The sequence below is a fragment of the Gilliamella apis genome (assembly GCF_030758615.1).
GTDB lineage: Bacteria > Pseudomonadota > Gammaproteobacteria > Enterobacterales > Orbaceae > Gilliamella > Gilliamella apis_A.
Genome location: NZ_CP132381.1, coordinates 1,821,070 through 1,838,938, shown reverse-complemented (window position 1 = coordinate 1,838,938; position 17,869 = coordinate 1,821,070). Strand labels below are relative to the sequence as shown.

Here is a 17,869-nt window from a genome sequence, read left to right as displayed (position 1 = left end):
TATTAAAGTCAAAAAAAAACCCTAGATCAACTAGGGCTGCATTAAATTGCAAGGAATGGATGAAAGGAAATAAAACAATGAAACAATACTGTCTAGCCTCATGAATCATTGTGGCGATACTATAACAAATCTAACCCGACTATTTAATGACCATTAGATTACAAAATAGTCATTAAATTGTCATGATGCCATTTCCCTTTTTCATATATCCTATTACTGCATTATGCAATTTCGATAACCTGATAGAACATTAAGGAATATTCAATATGAAATTGTTAGTTGTTGAAGATGAACAAAAAACAGGTGAATATCTACGCCAAGGATTAGTTGAGTCAGGATTTATTGTTGATCTCACAGATAATGGCTTAGATGGCTATCATCGAGCAATGACTGAAGATTATGATTTAATTATTCTTGATGTCATGCTTCCCGATATTGTTGGTTGGAAGATAGTGCAGTCTTTACGTGAAGCTGGTAAAGATACGCAAATTATTCTGCTGACGGCAATGGGGAGTGTTGAAGATAAAGTTAAAGGTCTAAATTTAGGCGCTGATGATTATTTAGTAAAACCATTTTCTTTTGCTGAACTATTAGCAAGAGTTAAGTCATTATTAAGACGAAATGTACCACAGGTTAATAATTATCAATTAAGTATTGCTGATCTTGTTATGGACTTACCTAAACGAACAGTAACCAGAGGTGATAAAAGAATTGATTTAACCAATAAAGAGTTTTTATTACTGGAATATTTTTTACGTTATCCTGGTGAAGTGCTTCCTAGATCATTAATCGCATCCCAAGTATGGGATATGAATTTTGACAGTGACACCAATGTTATTGATGTGGCAATTAGGCGCTTACGGAATAAGATTGATGCTGATTTTGAACCGAAATTAATTCATACAGTCCGAGGAATGGGATATAAATTAGATGTATTGGATGAAGAAAACTAATATCATATCATTTCGTATACCACTTATTGTATGCCTACTGACCTGTGGGCTACTTTATTGTTTTAGCTATCTTATTGAACATACTTTTGAAAAAATTTCGATTCAGCAAAATGTCACCGAACTCAATTCTGTCATTACCTCAATCGAGCGTGAGCTGACCTATTATTCACCCGATGAAAATCGTGATGAATTCTTTCAAAATCTTTTACTTATTTTAACTGGTCATCATCATTTATTTGTTTATATTATTGATGATTCAGGAAAAATTGTCTATCGCACACGAGGTCCAAATTTATCAATTGCTTTATCACAAGAACATTTTGATCGTTTAATTACTGAAAATAGCACTGCAATTTGGAACATTGATAAATCATCTTATCGTATCGGAGCCTCTAGAGTATTGTTGGACGAAGGCCGCCAATATACGACAATAGTTGCAGTAGCCCGTGATTTACAGCTTGAATTTATTAAGCGACTAAGAAATGGTTTAGGTTTACTTATCGTTATTGCTTGTGTCTTAGCTTTAATTGGTTCATTAATTTCAATATATTTTACGCAAAAACCAATTAACCGTTTAATCAAAAAGATTGAAGGCATTAATATGAAAAGCTTAAATTATCGTATTTCAACCAAGTCAGTACCGGTGAAATATGTTAGTTTGGTTAAAGCTTTTAATAATATGCTTCATCGAATGGAAGATGTTTTTGATCGGCAACGCAATTTTACTGCTGATATTGCTCATGAAATGCGCACACCAATTACTAATTTAACCACACAAACGCAAATAGTATTAAATAATGCGCGATCAACTGATGAATATCGAGAAATTTTATATTCTAATTTAGAAGAGTATGAAAAAATGTCTCAAATGATTTCTGATATGCTGTTTTTAGCTCAAGCAGATAATCATCAATTAGTTCCTAATCTTATTGATATTGATCTTCATTCAATGATTAGTTTGATGTGTGAGTATTTTGAACCTTTAGCCGATGAAAAAAATATAACTTTTGAAATAGAAGGTAGTTGTTCTCATATAGAAGGGGATAAAATGATGTTAGGGCGAGCGATAAGTAATATATTATCCAATGCTATTCGATATACTCCTGCAAATCAGACAATTAAAATTAGCTTGAGTCAAGTAAATCAAAAACGAATCCAAATTATTATTGCTAATCCAGGTAAAAAGATTGAAAGTCGCCATTTACCACATCTTTTTGATCGCTTCTATCGAGTTGATGAATCACGGCACCGTAGTGGTAAAGATAGCTCGGGAACAGGGATTGGTTTAGCAATCGTTAAATCTATTATCGACACGCATAGAGGTCATATTCATGTCGAATCTGATGATTTATCAACTCGATTTATTATTAAACTTCCTACAGTTATTTAACGTCAAAATCACTGATTAGTAGATTAGCTGCAGCATATGCGGCTTTTTCTCGTAATTCAGTTGGTACTTGTTGATTATCAACTATCTCATTGAGAACTGTCATTACTGCACCTAAAGCATCATCAATATAACCTAAATCATTACTACCAATTTGTGCGTATTTTTCTTGAATTAGCTCACTGTATTTGTTCATTTTACTATCCTATAGATTAAAAAAATTTAAATATGATTTAAATAAACGTTATTAACTGTTGATAAACTTCGTCAGCTGTTATGGTTTGCATCATTTTATCTGCTGAAATGATGCTATGCTGGTTTTTTCCATATCCACCAATAAGCTTCGGATCGGTATTACCAAATAAAGTAATATTAGGTCTATCTAATGCTGCTGTTAAGTGGCTTAATCCTGTATCGACTGATACTACAGCTTTGGCACCAGCAATAACCGTTGCAATTTCATTGAGAGATAATTTAGGCAATACTTCAACGTGTTCGAATCCTTGAGCTAATCGCAATGCACGTTCTTGTTCATGCGGTGCTCCCCATGGAAGTTTAATTTTAAGGCCAGTAGGCTCAATTAATTCAATTAAATTACGCCATGCCGATTCTGTCCAATGTTTTTCATCCCGGGTAGTTGCATGTAGGAAAATCAAGTATTTTTGGTTATCAGGTGGTAATGATGTTAAAAAATGATCAGCAATAGCATAGTCACCAATCGAATCTGGTTGTGAGTAATTAAGACTTTTAGCAAATAACATACGGACACGTTCAATAGCATGCATTTGCTTAGGGACATGATGTTTTACATCATAAAACCAACTAGCAATTGGTTCTTTTATGCTTTGGCGATCCAAACCATGTTTAATACCTTTCGCTTTACGAGTGATTAAAAACGCACTTTTAATTAGCCCTTGAGCATCAATAATGCAATCATACTGTTTACGTTGTAAGTGTGCTATAAATTGATGGCGTTCTTGGCGAATAGACTTAGCGAACCAGTTTTTTCGCCAACGCCTGATTGCGACCGGAATGATGTCATCTACTGCGAAATGCCAACTGGGAATTTGACAAAAGTTTTCTTCAACCACCCAGTCAAATGTTATGTTAGGTATGCTATTAGCAGCATCAGTTAAAGCAGGTAAAGTATGCAATACATCACCCATAGATGAAGTTTTAACAATTAACACGCGCATAATTAACAGCTCTTTTCACAGCGAACGATAAGATTCATTAATGTTTCAAATACTAAATCTGGTTTTATATCAATAAGGCTTTGATGATAGCCTTGTTCAGCATCACCTTTACGAACGCGATGATAGCCAGTGATTAAACGGATTACTTCTGCTTTATTGGATAGTGGTGGGGTAAAATCAGGACTACTTGGCCCATAAAGTGCGACTAAAGGTTTATCCAGCGCTGCTGCTACATGCATTAGTCCTGAGTCGTTGGTGACGACAGCTTTACACGCAGCAATCAGATTTATTGCTTGTCCTAATTCCGTTTGTCCAGCAAGGTTAATACATTGTTTTCCATGATTCATTTTAGCAATGATTTGTTCGCCAACTATTTTATCTTTTGCTGAACCGAAAATAATAATTTTAGCGTGTTGTTTAACTATCTTATCGGCTAATGCTGCATAATGATAATCAGGCCAGCGTTTGGCTGGGCCAAATTCGGCTCCTGGGCAAAAACCAATTAATGGCTCATCATTTGTAATATTAAATGTAGATAATGTTTGTTCAACCTCATTGGTTAAAACATTAAGTTTTGGCCATAAAATTGGCTGAGGTATATCTTTTGCTGAATGGATATTCTGCTTAGAATAGGCGAGAGCGACATAGCGTTCTACCATTAATGGAAAGGCTTGTTTATCCAGCACTCGTAAATCATTTAATAAGCCATAACGCATCTCACCTTTCCAACCAGTACGTTTAGCAATTTTAGCAAAAAAAGGAATGAGTGCTGATTTAAAAGAGTTAGGTAAGATGATAGCTTGATCGTATTGATTATTGCGTAATTCCTTTCCTAACTGATAACGTTTGCTTAAAGCAAACTCACCATGGCTTATAGGCATAGCGATTGACTGATTTACTTCAGGCATTTTATCTAATAAAGCTCGGCACCAAGCTGGTGCCATCACATCAATTTCAATAGATGGATCTAACTGTTTTAATGTGCGATATAAGCTTTGTGACATCATCATGTCTCCAACCCATGAAGGACCAATAATCAACGTTTTCATTGAGGTTCCTTTATTGTTGGTTTAACCATTGCATATATTCAGTTGTTCCTTGAGACACTGTTTTGAACTCAATAGGACAACCTGTTTTCCTGAATTTAGTCAGATCAGCTTGAGTAAAGCTTTGATAGCGTCCTTTTAAGTGTTCAGGGAATGGAATATAATCGATTTCGCCTTTTTTATGATAATCTAAAACTGCATCAGCAACCGATTGGAATGATTCTGCACGACCAGTTCCACAATTAAAAATGCCAGAAACTTTATTTTTCCAGAACCATAAGTTAACTTCAACCACATCGCTAACGTAAATAAAATCACGTCTAAAATTATCACTACCAGCAAATAATTTTGGCTTTTCGCCTTTGGTTATTTGTTCATTCAAGTGATATGCAACGCTAGCCATGCTACCTTTATGATTTTCACGAGGTCCATAAACATTGAAATAACGGAAACCGCAAATTTGCGAATTTGCATTTGGTAAAATTTTTCGTACGTATTGATCGAATAAAAACTTTGAATAACCATATACATTTAAAGGTTTTTCATAAACTCTATCTTCAATAAAATTGTCACTGCGTCCTCCATAAGTTGCGGCGGAAGAAGCGTATAAAAAAGGAATATCAAAATCTAAACAATAATGAAGCAAATCTTTTGAATAGTTGTAATTATTTTCCATCATAAATTTGCCATCCCATTCAGTAGTAGATGAACATGCTCCTTGATGAAAAATAACTTCAATGTCCAGATTTTCACCGGAGACTATTGCTGAAATAAACTCATCTTTATCCATATAATCAGCAATATCTAAATCTGCTAAATTGGCAAATTTAGTTCCATCGGTTAAATCGTCTACTACTAAAATATCTTTTCGGCCTAAATCATTTAAACCTTTAACAATATTACTTCCAATAAAACCGGCACCACCAGTAACAACTATCATAATTACAACCTTTAGCTAATGAAATTAATGACACTATAATAACGATTTATTGGCAAATTTTCGAGTTCTCTTTTAGTTATCTTAATTTTGTTTGTTGTTTCTAGATGATCATAAAATTTGATTTAGTGATATATATCTGTGATATGTATCATGCCAATAAATTGTTTTTTATTATCAATCACAGGTAAAACGGTTATTGGCCTAGGTTTATGTTGTTCCATTTTATATAAAGCCTCTGATACATATTGGCTATGTTCAATGGTTATTGGTGTGGTTATCATTAACTCAGAAACTTGAATATCTAACAAATTAGGTTGGTATTGTAATTGTCTACGAATATCACCATCTGTAATTATACCAAGTAATACATTATTGTTATCAACTATCGCAACAGCGCCTATCCCCGAATTCGTCATAGCAAAAATAGCGTCAGAAATAGATTTTTCTGTGGTAATAGCAACCTTTCTATTATGTTTTTCAACTAACTGTTGCACTGTCATTAAACGTATTTGGCCTAGATTTCCGCCTGGATGATAAAAAGCAAAATCTTGTGAGCTGAATTTCTTTGCATGCATCACTGATATTGCCAATGCATCAGTTAAGGCTAATTCTACCGTTGTACTTGTTGTTGGTGCTAAATTGAGAGGGCATGCTTCTTTGGATACATGGGCATCTAAATTGTAGGTCGCAAAGCGAGCTAAAGTTGATAATGGATTACCACAAATTGAGATTAACGGAATATTAATTTGTTTTATGGTCGGTAAAATATTAATAATTTCGGCTGTTTCTCCACTGTTTGAGAGGGCAATAATAGTGTCATCTTTGGTAATGCAACCTAAATCACCATGAATAGCTTCTGCTGGATGCAAATAAAAAGACGGAGTACCGGTGCTCATAAATGTAGCGGAAAGTTTACGAGCAATATAGCCAGGTTTTCCCATTCCTGTCACGATAACTCTTCCTTTGGTATGCAAAATTAATTCTACTGCATGTAAAAAAGTTTCATTAATTGAGTTAACAATTTCTTCTATTGCAGCAGCTTCTTGTTTTAAAACTTGTTTGGCAAGTTGCAAAGTTTCATTTTTGCTTACCAAAGAACTTTCTGATTTTGTTGTCATATCCAAATTATCCTTATTTATGAATTAAATTAACTCTGGTGAAGATTGAAAAAATAGAAGCATAAATTGTATGCATAAAACCGAAAATAATTTTATTGATTCACAAAAAACTAACCAAGAAAAAGTGAAAGTTTGATTCAGATCACATTTGTTAAACTGGGTTGTGAAAGTGTTAAAAGATTAACATTTTGTTGATTATTTTATTACTACAATGGCGCCAACTTAATTGGGAAACTCACTATGAAACAAGAATTACCAAGATATAAAAGAATTTTAGAGTACTTAGATGAATATGATGTTGCCAATATCAATTTACTATCTAATTTATTTTCCGTTTCACATATGAGTATCAGACGGGACTTAAAACTTTTACAAGAAAAAGGATTAATCAAAGTATCGTATGGAGGTGAAATAAAAAGAAGTTTTTTAAATGGCACCCCCCTATATAACATCAAACAGAATCGATTTTCTGAAGGTAAGAAAAGAGTAGGGAAAATAGCGGTAAGTTTATTACAACCAGGGATGGTAATTTTTATTGATGCAGGAACAACGATGCGTGAATTTGCCTTGAATATCAATGTTCCAATTACAGTGATTACTTTAGATTTACATGTGGCTTTGGAATTATCTTCCCGGCCAGAAGTAAACACGATTATTTGTCCTGGTGAAATACAAACAACAAATGCGTCAGCTTATAACACTCAAGCCATGAAGTATCTATCAGAGCAGGTTATTGATTTAGCCTTTATTGGTGCGGATGGTTTTAATCTAGAAGATGGTGCATTGACCACTACACAGATTAAAGCTGACTGTAAATGGATGGCATTATCTAGATCTATTCAATCGGTTCTATTGGTTGATAGCAGTAAATTGGGGCTTAGATGTCGTTTTAAAATCTGCGATTTAAATCGATTTAATTATCTTATAACTGAAAAGCAATTTCCTAGTAATTTTGAAAAACAATTAATAAAACAGGATATTAAATATATTTATTAAGTGATGTAACTAATAGTTAGTTAATTTTGGTAGATGTATAAAAAGTTCATTTATTGAGCTTAATTTTTGAGAGGAAGCAAAAATATGAAAGTTGCCGTTGTAGCTGATGATTTGACAGGTGCTAATGCTACCTGTGCTTTATTAAGCAAAAAAGGGTTTAATGCAATTACATGTTTAGAAAAATTTAATGAAGATCTTTCTAGATTTGATGTGATTTCATTTGCAACTGATTCACGTTCAATACCTTATAAAGAGGCGTATTCACGGGTTGTCGATTGCATAAGCCAGTTTAGCAAATATCAACCTTTAATTAGTAAACGTATAGACTCCACGCTGCGAGGTAATTTAGGGGCAGAAGTTGATGCGGTTATCGACAATGATCCTAATCTAATGGCTTTAGTTGTTCCTGTGTATCCATCTAGTGATCGAATTTGTGTTGGCGGATCTTTATTAGTTAATGGTATCCCATTACAGAATACAGCAATGCGTAATGATCCTAAAAATCCGATGACGGAGTCTTCAATTTTAGAATTATTTCGTTGCCAGTCTCGATATCCAGTCTCACATATTGCTCTCAAGGATGTTTTAGAAGGTAAAGATAGAATTGAGCAGCGTTTAAAACAAATATATCAACAAGGTGGTCGAATTGTCATATTTGATGCGACTACGGATACTGACATTAGTGTGATAGCGCAAGCAGCGAATAATGTTAATTTGCCTGTTTTTTGTGTTGATCCGGGGCCATTTACTGCCCAGTTTGCTGATCTACGTTATTCATCAGAACGAAAGATGGCTAACAAAGTGTTTGTCGCAATAGGCAGTGTGTCTGATCTTACTCAAAGACAAATAAGAAAATTGAAATATGACCGAAAAGTTTGGTTAGAAACGATATTGGTTGATGAATTGATAGAAATTTCTAAAGACATCAAGAAAGCTAAACCAATTGTAGATAAATTACTGGAAAAGGTTGATCAATTTGATGTGATCGGCATTGATACCGTTGAAATGCCAGAGCATGTTTGTGATTTAGCTAAGTTAGCTGCTAACAATAATATGAGTATGAGTGAAATTAGTAATACTTTGAATCAGGCTATTGCCGAAATAACTGCTCAAGTCTTATTCCACCCTGAATCTATTATTAGAGGTATTTATACCAGTGGTGGAGATGTCACGGTAAATGTTGTAAATCGATTAGGAAGTAGTGGTTTCTTACTTAAAGATGAAGTTGAGCCATTAACGGTTTATGGACACCTTGTCGGAGGGAAATGTGATGGTTATTCGATAGTAACAAAAGGTGGATTTGTCGGTAACGATAATACTTTAGTTCATTGTATCGACTATTTGAGTACCAAGATTTCATCACATGAAAGCATGAAGCATTAATACCTTATAACTAGTTCAACTTAGATAAAACAACATAAGTTGAGCAAATTTTGAGTAATTTTAAAGGAGTAATAAATGAAACGTCGTTGTTTAATCGGAGTTCCTATGGGCGATCCGGCTGGTATAGGCCCTGAAATTGTCGTGAAAAGTATTGCAGCACCAGAAACATATGAATATGGATGTGTACTGGTAACAGGCGATAAAAAGGTGTTAGCTGATGCGTGTAAGTTTTCAAAAGTAAACTTACAAATTAATGAAATTACCGATCTAACTCAAATACAAGATAAACCTAATGTATTGAATCTTATTCAGTGTGGCGAATTAAATTATGAAACGTTTAAAATTGGCCAAATTGAAGGACAATGTGGTCAAGCAGCATTCAACTATATTAAAGTTATCACTGAGCTTGCTATGGAAAAAAAACTTGATGCCATTGCAACAACACCTATCAATAAAGAATCCCTTAAAGCTGGTAATGTTAACTATATTGGTCATACCGAGATATTAGCAGATCTTACTGGCAGTCAAGACCCACTTACTATGTTTCAAGTTCGAGATTTAAGAGTATTTTTCTTAACTCGTCATTTAGCATTGGTCAAAGCTATTGAATCATTAACGCCAGAAAGAGTCTGTGATTATGCTATTCGTTGTAACGATGCATTGGTTAAATTGGGGATCAATAAACCGAGAATGACGGTTGCCGGTATTAATCCACATTGCGGAGAACATGGTCTTTTTGGTCATGAGGATGATGATGTCTTATTACCAGGTATTGAAATGGCTCGTAAACAAGGGATTGATATTAATGGCCCTAAACCAGCTGATAGTGTTTTCCATTTTGCTATGGGTGGTGGCTATGATGCTGTTTTATCTCCGTATCATGACCAAGGTCATATCGCAACGAAAATGGTTGATTTTCATCGTACCATTTCTATCACTAATGGAATGCCGATTCTTCGCACATCTGTTGACCATGGCACAGCAAATGATATTGCCGGAAAAGGAATCGCTAATCCAGTAAGTTTGATTGAGGCTATACGTTTAGCTGCGCTATACGCACCAAATTTCAAACGTTAATAAGTAGCTATTCTTACTTATAACAATTTATTTTTCGGTAATGATTATGTCATTATCGAAGGAGGGTTTGCATATGTCTAAAAAAGAAAATAATAATAAATCACTTTATCCTTATGTCTTATTAAATGGCATTATTTTAGTGGTTGTCGGATTAATTGTTTTTTATCTAGGAAGTTTACATAGTATTGAAAAGAGCAGCTGGCGAATGGTTGCCGGTCTACTTGTTGCAATTACTTTGTTACTATTTATGATTTTGAAAACAAGAATTCAGGCATTTCCTGCATTGATTATATCCGCTTTAATTACTGGCTCACTCGGTGGTATGCCTGGTGAATTTATGATCGCAACGATTAGTAAAGGCTTTGGTAATACGCTCGGTAACATAGGGATCGTTATTGGCTTTGGCGTTATGATGGGGTCAGTTTTGCAGATGAGTGGTGCAGCGCAAAAAATGGCTCAAGTTTTTATTAACCTTTTAGGAAAAGGCAGAGAAGAGTTAGCATTAGTCATTATCGGTTTATTAGTGAGTTTGGCTGTATTTTGTGATTCAGCATTTATTGTTCTATTACCGTTAGTGAAAGCTATTTCGCGTAGTACCGGTAAATCTGTAGTCGGACTTGGTTCAACATTGGCTATGGGACTTGTTATAAGCCACAGTATGATTCCACCAGCGGTAGGACCATTTGGTGTAGTTTCACAATTTGGTATTGGCCTTGGTGAATATATGCTATGGGCAATGGTTGTCGCTATACCTATTACTATTGCTGGATTTATTTATACTCGCCATGTTGGTCGTAGTATTTATCAAATTCCTACGGAGGATGGTGAGAATTTTACCCGTGAACGTCTAACAGTTACTTCGCAAAATTTAGAAGATGATCAACAATTACCAAGTGCATTAGCATCGTTTGCACCAATTGTCACTCCGATTATTTTGATATTAACCGCTACTTTAGTAAATGAAATGAAATGGGATAATTCTATTGCCATTATGTTAAAAACAATTGGACACCCAATTGTAGCTGTGGGCATTGGTTTATTAATTGCTATAATGGCATTAACTAACTCATTTCCTCGAAAAGATGTTGTGCATCAAATGGAAAATTCAATTCGTTCTGCTGGTATTATATTGCTTGTTATTGGCGGTGGTGGCGCATTAGGAATGGTGTTACGTGACTCAGGAACAGGTCAAATTATTGCTGAATATATTGTAAAAATTGGTGTGCCTGGTATTTTGTTACCATTGACAATTTCAACTTTGATTCGCTTAATTCAAGGTTCTGGTGTAGTTGCCATGATTACCGCAGCAAGTATTACTGCACCAATGATTGGAACATTGGGGGTAAATCCGATTATGGCTGGATTAGGCTGCTCTATTGGTTCATTTATGTTTTCTCATTTCAATGATGCTTATTTTTGGGTAGTGAATCGTTCACTAGGCGTTACTGAAGTTAAAGAACAAATTAAAGTTTGGAGTATGACAACTACCGTACTTTGGGCTGCAGGAACAGTGACATTATTAATTGTTAATGCCATTTTCTTCTAAGAAAATAGGGGAGTGTAAAGGAATATGCTTCCCCTAATCTTTTCTCTAAATTAGTTGTTATTAATTTTTGCGGTAACTAAAATATACCTTGCCAAACTGAGATAGGGTTCAGTTTGGCAAAACTGTTTTTCAATTTCTAATAATTGCTCAAAATGTGTTTCGGCTTTTGACTTATTGGTTAAATAGTCATGAAATAATCGAATACCTATTTTATTGATGATCTCAAAATTTTGTTGGTTCAACCATTGATATACTTGATTTGGATCTCGAGGATAATCGGGAGATAAAGTTTTCTTTTTACGTTTATTAAGACCGGTTTGAGTATATCCAAAATTACCTAAAGTCACTGTTTTAAATAATAGCCCGTGATAGTTATAGAACATTAATGACAAATAACCATCTTGTTTAAGGTATTGTTTGAGCGACTGTATTATTTGGATTGGATCGGCTACCCATTCTAAAACGGCATGACAAATCACAATATCAAATTGTATTTTAATGAATTGCTTTAGATCTTGAATAGGGCAATGAATAAAATTTAAACTTAGATTTTCTTGTTCGGCTTGCTTTCTTGCTAATTCCAGCATTTGCTCGGAAATATCACAAACAGTAATGTTATGACCTAATTTTGCTAGTCGACAAGCAATCTGACCTTGTCCACCGCCTGCATCTAAAATAGTTAATGGTTTATTCGATGGATAGCTAGCTAATATATTTTCTAGCTCTTGCCAAACGATAGCTTCTCGAATCTTACCTTTGTTTGTGCCATAAATGTTTTTGGCAAATTTATGGCTGATATCATCAAAATTACGATCAATTTTTGTCATAGTATAGAGTTATTATTTCAATTATTTGTTATTTAATTTAGTCACTTCTAAATTAATTTGGGCAATTTTTTCTGTCATCAATTGATAGCACTGTTCCATTAATATTCTAGCATCTTCTTTACGTAGATTTTGGGTTTCGATTGGCGGAAGCATCTCAACGATCATATGGCCATTATTAAGGCGGTTAAGTTTTATATTATTGGTATCTGATACGCAAATTGGCACAATAGGAACGCCAGCGGCTATAGCAGCTTTAAAGGCACCAGTTTTAAATGGTAATAATCCGCGTCCACGACTTCGAGTACCTTCGGGGAACATCCATATAGATATTCCTCGTTTTTTTATTTCGTTAACAACTAAGTTAATAGTGTCTCGAGCTTTTGATTTATTATTACGGTCAATCAAAATATTGCCTGTTAAGTAATAAAGTTGTCCAAAAAAGGGAATCAAAGCAAGGCTTTTCTTACCCACTGTAACGGTTTTGGGTTGTACAATGTCAGCAGCAACCACCATATCATAGTTGTTTTGGTGATTAGCAATAAATACGCAACTGCCTAAATTGTTAATATTTGCTTGTCTACGTGTATCAACCTTTACACCTAAAATTGGTTTGAAGAAAAAACTAAAAAGATGGGCAAATCTAGCCACATTTTTAGGATTACGAGGATTGAATAAACAAAAAATAACGCCTAGCACACAAGTTATAATACCAATAAATAACACACTGATTAAGCGAAAAAGAAAAACCATAATTTACCTCATAAGTTAACTTAGCGTATTATATACGTAATCTATATGAATATACAGTTTGTTAAATATCGCTTTAAAGGATGTTTATGTTCGAATCAACTATCATTTGGGATGATAATGAAATTCCACTCTCTCGTTACTTTGATGATGTCTATTTTAATACTGACGGTGCAGTAGATGAAACTCGTTATGTTTTTATTGAAGGGAATTGTTTATATGAGCGATTTTTACAACATCAGCAAGAGACTTTTACTATTGGTGAAACCGGTTTTGGTTCAGGTTTAAGTTTTTTAGTTGCTTGGCAAACTTTTAAACAATTTAGACAGAAAAATCCAAATAGTAATTTGAAAAAATTGAATTTTTTTAGTGTTGAAAAATATCCTTTATCTGCCAGTGAAATATCAAAAATTCATGATAAAGTTATTAATAGTGAAGATTCTCTATCGCCATTATCTAAGCAATTGCAAGATTTCTTAATAAAATCCGATGTTGGCAGTTTAGATGAAACGAATTTATTGATATGTTATGACGATATTAGCTGCTTTGCCGATTTCCTAGTTCAAAAAAATAGTTTAATTGATGCATGGTTTTTTGATGGATTTTCGCCAGCCAAAAATCCTGATATGTGGAATGAATCTTTATTTAAACGTTGTTATCAATTAACGAGAGAAAAAGGAACATTTGCAACTTTTACCGCAGCAGGTTTTGTCCGACGTAATTTAATTAATGCTGGATTTAATGTTGAAAAACGGAAAGGATTTGGTCTAAAACGTGAAATGCTAATCGGCCAAAAAATCTAAATTAGTTCGCCAATTTAACTTTTGGCGAACTAATACGAATTAACTACTATTAATTAAACTCGAATTGATAGATAAGATCTAGTGTTTGCGCAATACCAGAAGCTGCTTCGACATATAAATTTGGCAATAAACGATAACGCAAGGTAAATGTAGCTAGTGAGTCAAATATACCTACACCATATTTTAGCTGTAGATGAGGTAATATATAACCACTTACTACCACTTTTGAATTATTTCCTGCCCCTTGAGTGTCTAAAGAGAGATTCTTAATGCCAAATGCATTACCTATATCACCAATAAATTGTCCTGTTTTGGCGGTTCCAACACCAACTAAAAACGCTGTCATCATATCATTATCACTTTGGTCAGAACTATCAAGACCTTGACCTCGAATTAGATAAGAGAGTGCTTCTTGTTGTGACATAGCCGGATCGGAGAAAATCTCAATTTTAGGATCTGTTGATGATCCTTTAACGCGAATACCTGCCGTAATATTACTATTATCCATTGCTTCAGGATTACGAATGGCTTCTATGTCTAACATAGCTTGGTCCGTTGGACCAGAAAAAGTGATAATGCCTTTATTAATGATTAAGTCTTGACCATAAGCATGAAATCGACCGTTAGGAATTAATATTTCACCGTGTAAGTCTAGTCCTTTATTCGTCTGTGTTGCAATGAGTTTACCTTTTAATGAGGCTTGCAAACCAAAAGCATCTACCGTGACTTTATCACCGATATTGATTTCAATATGACTATTAATTTTCATACCAAATTTTTGTGCTTGAACCTGTTTGTGGTTTCGATCCAACATGACTTCATCTGGTGACACATCAATACTTGACGGTGGAAGCGAATCAACAGTGATTTTACCTTTAGGAATTGAAACTTTACCAAGAATTGTCAGTTCATCTTGTGTTGCTTCTATTTTAATATCTGGAATGACTGACATGACAATCATTGGTGGTACAGTGACATCCATGGCCGCACCATTAACATTTAAGGTTGCTTGCCATTTTTCCAAATTATTCCAACTGGCTTGGCCATTAATATTAATATTACCTGATTTAGTGGCTAAAATTCCTTTCATTGTTGAAGTTTTACCATTGAATTTAATATCAAGCATAGCCGATTTGATATCGATTGGTAATTGGCTAGATTTTATGTCACTATGTTTTAAATTGATACCACCGGTTAAACTAGGATCGATTAAAGAACCAGAAAATTTAACCATACCATTGATGGCGCCATTAGCATATTCATCTTTACTCAATAGAGGATTAATAATTGCTAGGGCTAAATTATCGATATTGAGTTGACCACTTAAATCTTTCTTCCCAGTTGGATCATTTATTGAAAGATCACCATTTATTTTACCTAATTTATTTAACCCAAAACGCCAATCTAATTTAGCTTGTTGTTCATTAAATTCTGCATTGATATTGAACATATCAAATGGAATTGGTAGAGCTTGATTATTGATCATCTGTTTAATATAAACTCTATTACTGGTTATATTGGCTTTGATACTTGGAATTTTGCTAGCATCATTGAATTTAATATCTGCTTTGCCATTAATAAAACCATTAATTTTTGTTTCACCATCAGTAGGTATAGGTAATTTAGCAAGATCAATATCTTTTAGTGTTATAGTTGTCTGATTATTGTTAGTTATTGACAAAGATTTATCTAAACAAATACTAGAATTATTGCTACGCCAACAATGTGCACCTATAGTTGGAACGTGGTTGGTAATATCATAAGATAGAGAGATAGGTTTAGCTAATTGCCAACGATTATTATTAGCTAATGTAAGTAAACTATGCGGTATATTTGCGGTCCATTTGTTCTGTTGTTTATCTAATTGTCCACTCAATGATGTTACCATCGATAATGGGCTACCTTCAAAACTTATATTTAAAGCGTGGCGAGCTTCATTACCTGATAGTTCAATATTAGCTTTTTTAATATTTTGGTTAGCGATATCGATATTTTGAGCAATTAGCTTCAATTGCCCGCTAAGTTGATCGTTGTATTGGATTTTGCCTGATAGATTTGCTTTAGCGATTGAAATATTTTCATAATTTAAATCGTTAATATTTATATTGTTTTCAATAACAGGTGAGGCTTTATTACCTGTCATTCTAATATTTCCTATGATGGCGCCATTTAGATTATCAGCTAATAATGACAAAGACTTTAAATTAAGTTGGCTATTTAAATTACCTTTGTCAGTAGAACCACTAATATTTAATTGGTTTTTTCCCCAAAGCATAGTTAAATTTTTTGATACTAAAGTACGATTAGAATCGATAAATAGATCGCCATTAGCTGAAAAATTAGCTTGTTTTACGTTACCTTTTAATTCAATATCAGGAATATTTAAATGCCATAAATCACCTTCGAGCATACCCGAAGTTTTTAGTTGACCGGCTAAGCGAATAGGAAAGGTTGGTAACTCTTTAGTTATATCAACATTATTAAGTTTAACACTAGCATCCCATTTAAGAGCTTTTTGCCAATCTAATTGACCGGTAAGATTAATATCACCTTGTGGGAACTTGATATTGGCATGCTCAAAAGAGGCAGATTGGTTGGTACCATCACCAATAATATCAACAGAGGTATCAGGTAAGTCATCTCCCTTAATCAAACCTTTAGCAAGCATATTATATTTTTGTGCATTGCCATTTAAGCTTATAGCAAAATTATCAAGCTGATATTGCGGAGTTCCCTCAATTGGCCATTGGATATGTTTACCTTCTAGTTTTGTAATTAATGGTAAATATTTTTCAATAAAATTTATCTGCCCTTCAATAGCAATTTGATTTAACCCAGCAATATGAGTATAAGTTGATAATTTACCTAATAAGTTTCCTGAAAACTGCCCATTAAGATGATTTTTCTCTGTATCGGCCTTAACATAAGCAAAAATAGGCCAATTATCACCTAAGGTTATTTCACCTGATACATAAGCATGACCACTCGCATAAGGTGTTATTGCATTGGTGTCGACATGTTTAACCATAATATGATTATTAATCATCTCTGTTTTGATATTCACTTGATTGAAATGATAATCTTGCCCTGCAATGTGTAATAACCAATTGCTCCCGGTTAAACTTGTAACATTAATATCGAGTGGAATACTAACTTGTGGCAGTGAGTTTATTAAAGGTTGATTAAATAGTTGCCTAATTTGTTGGTCAAGCGGTAGATTATCATCTATCTGGTTATTAGACTTTTTTGCAGGATAATCTGCAAATATTGCCTGTAAATCCATAGCAATAGCAGGATATACATAGATTTTTTCATTGACCCAGTTAGCTTTGCCTGTAAATTCTGACATACCAAATTGCATATCGTTAACTTTTACTATGACATCTGAAATATGGGTTTGTTTTAATTCAATAGGTAATGGTGTTTTAATTATTTGTCGTTTTTCTGACGTTGATTCATCAGGTGAAAGTTCTATTTCGTCAGTATTAATTACAACATTAACCCCATCAGCATCAAATTGTTTAACACAAATTTTTGTCTGTATTAAACATAAACCAGACAATTTGAATGTTGCATCTTTCACCTGTACATTGACACCAGGTAGTTCAAGTGACAGTCCTTTAATATGTAAATCATGGAATGTGCCTTCAACTTGTGCTATTTTTAATTCAGGTAAATATTTATTAAGAACATAGGTTGTTAGTTTTACACCTAAAGAGGTGTAAATCATTAAAATTATAAACGTGGTAAGGAAAACAAAAATGGAAAGCACGACAATGCTACGTTTTTTCCATTTACGTATTCGTTTTATTTTTTCAGCCTTTTTCGCTCTTATTGGATTTTTTGCCAT

The 17,869-nt window shown here is 33.9% G+C and carries 15 protein-coding genes; 7 read left to right on the top strand and 8 right to left on the bottom strand.

The annotated features are described in order from the left end of the window. The first annotated feature begins 266 nt into the window (after positions 1 to 266). Together RAM17_RS08465 and RAM17_RS08460 are read left to right on the top strand one after the other, a co-directional pair. Complete coding sequence (locus tag RAM17_RS08465; RefSeq protein WP_034902561.1) at positions 267 to 953, top strand: heavy metal response regulator transcription factor; 687 nt, start codon at positions 267 to 269, stop codon at positions 951 to 953. Continuing rightward, positions 940 to 2,343: a heavy metal sensor histidine kinase gene (locus tag RAM17_RS08460; RefSeq protein WP_181414650.1), complete on the top strand. Its 1,404-nt coding sequence runs from the start codon at positions 940 to 942 to the stop codon at positions 2,341 to 2,343. The genes RAM17_RS08465 and RAM17_RS08460 overlap by 14 nt, the downstream gene beginning before the upstream one ends. Here the strand turns inward: RAM17_RS08460 and RAM17_RS08455 are convergent. The 5 genes from RAM17_RS08455 to RAM17_RS08435 all read right to left on the bottom strand — a co-directional run bounded on the left by RAM17_RS08455 (position 2,336) and on the right by RAM17_RS08435 (position 6,640). Then, the gene (locus RAM17_RS08455) at positions 2,336 to 2,536 is read right to left on the bottom strand and encodes a YaeP family protein (protein ID WP_110447655.1); all 201 of its coding nucleotides are present in this window, start codon (positions 2,534 to 2,536) and stop codon (positions 2,336 to 2,338) included. The genes RAM17_RS08460 and RAM17_RS08455 overlap by 8 nt on opposite strands. Positions 2,537 to 2,573: 37 nt before the next feature. Continuing rightward, on the bottom strand, positions 2,574 to 3,536 hold the full coding sequence (gene rfaC, locus RAM17_RS08450; protein WP_110447656.1) for a lipopolysaccharide heptosyltransferase RfaC: 963 nt from the start codon (positions 3,534 to 3,536) through the stop codon (positions 2,574 to 2,576). Between the two features lie 2 nt (positions 3,537 to 3,538). Then, the gene (rfaF, locus tag RAM17_RS08445; RefSeq protein WP_110447657.1) at positions 3,539 to 4,585 is read right to left on the bottom strand and encodes an ADP-heptose--LPS heptosyltransferase RfaF; all 1,047 of its coding nucleotides are present in this window, start codon (positions 4,583 to 4,585) and stop codon (positions 3,539 to 3,541) included. Positions 4,586 to 4,595: 10 nt separating this feature from the next. Then, on the bottom strand, positions 4,596 to 5,522 hold the full coding sequence (rfaD, locus tag RAM17_RS08440) for an ADP-glyceromanno-heptose 6-epimerase (RefSeq protein ID WP_110447658.1): 927 nt from the start codon (positions 5,520 to 5,522) through the stop codon (positions 4,596 to 4,598). A gap of 122 nt (positions 5,523 to 5,644) precedes the next feature. Further along, complete coding sequence (locus tag RAM17_RS08435; RefSeq protein WP_110447659.1) at positions 5,645 to 6,640, bottom strand: KpsF/GutQ family sugar-phosphate isomerase; 996 nt, start codon at positions 6,638 to 6,640, stop codon at positions 5,645 to 5,647. A 240-nt stretch (positions 6,641 to 6,880) separates the two neighbouring features. Here RAM17_RS08435 and RAM17_RS08430 point away from each other — a divergent pair, with 240 nt between their 5' ends. From RAM17_RS08430 to RAM17_RS08415, 4 genes are all read left to right on the top strand, one after another. Beyond that, positions 6,881 to 7,636, top strand: a complete 756-nt coding sequence (locus tag RAM17_RS08430) for a DeoR/GlpR family DNA-binding transcription regulator (RefSeq protein WP_086360826.1) — start codon at positions 6,881 to 6,883, stop codon at positions 7,634 to 7,636. An 84-nt stretch (positions 7,637 to 7,720) separates the two neighbouring features. Then, complete coding sequence (locus tag RAM17_RS08425) at positions 7,721 to 9,019, top strand: four-carbon acid sugar kinase family protein (RefSeq protein WP_110447660.1); 1,299 nt, start codon at positions 7,721 to 7,723, stop codon at positions 9,017 to 9,019. 75 nt (positions 9,020 to 9,094) lie between these two features. Further along, complete coding sequence (gene pdxA, locus RAM17_RS08420) at positions 9,095 to 10,096, top strand: 4-hydroxythreonine-4-phosphate dehydrogenase PdxA (protein WP_065651908.1); 1,002 nt, start codon at positions 9,095 to 9,097, stop codon at positions 10,094 to 10,096. 205 nt (positions 10,097 to 10,301) lie between these two features. After that, positions 10,302 to 11,642, top strand: coding sequence for a GntP family permease (locus RAM17_RS08415; protein WP_363317448.1), 1,341 nt, complete (start codon positions 10,302 to 10,304; stop codon positions 11,640 to 11,642). Positions 11,643 to 11,692: 50 nt separating this feature from the next. On the opposite strand, the gene cmoM is transcribed toward RAM17_RS08415, so the two are convergent. Together cmoM and RAM17_RS08405 are read right to left on the bottom strand one after the other, a co-directional pair. Further along, positions 11,693 to 12,469: a tRNA uridine 5-oxyacetic acid(34) methyltransferase CmoM gene (gene cmoM / locus RAM17_RS08410; protein WP_110447662.1), complete on the bottom strand. Its 777-nt coding sequence runs from the start codon at positions 12,467 to 12,469 to the stop codon at positions 11,693 to 11,695. Positions 12,470 to 12,490: 21 nt separating this feature from the next. After that, entirely contained in the window at positions 12,491 to 13,219 is a 729-nt protein-coding gene (locus tag RAM17_RS08405) for a 1-acylglycerol-3-phosphate O-acyltransferase (RefSeq protein WP_110447663.1), read from the bottom strand. Positions 13,220 to 13,305: 86 nt separating this feature from the next. Between RAM17_RS08405 and mnmD the strand changes: the two genes are divergently transcribed. Next, positions 13,306 to 14,019 carry a tRNA (5-methylaminomethyl-2-thiouridine)(34)-methyltransferase MnmD gene (mnmD, locus tag RAM17_RS08400; protein ID WP_181414651.1) on the top strand — a complete coding sequence of 238 codons (714 nt, stop codon included), beginning with the start codon at positions 13,306 to 13,308 and terminating at the stop codon, positions 14,017 to 14,019. A 49-nt stretch (positions 14,020 to 14,068) separates the two neighbouring features. Here the strand turns inward: mnmD and tamB are convergent, their stop codons facing one another. Continuing rightward, positions 14,069 to 17,869 (bottom strand): autotransporter assembly complex protein TamB, encoded by a 3,801-nt coding sequence (tamB, locus tag RAM17_RS08395; protein WP_110447665.1) that lies wholly within the window; start codon positions 17,867 to 17,869, stop codon positions 14,069 to 14,071.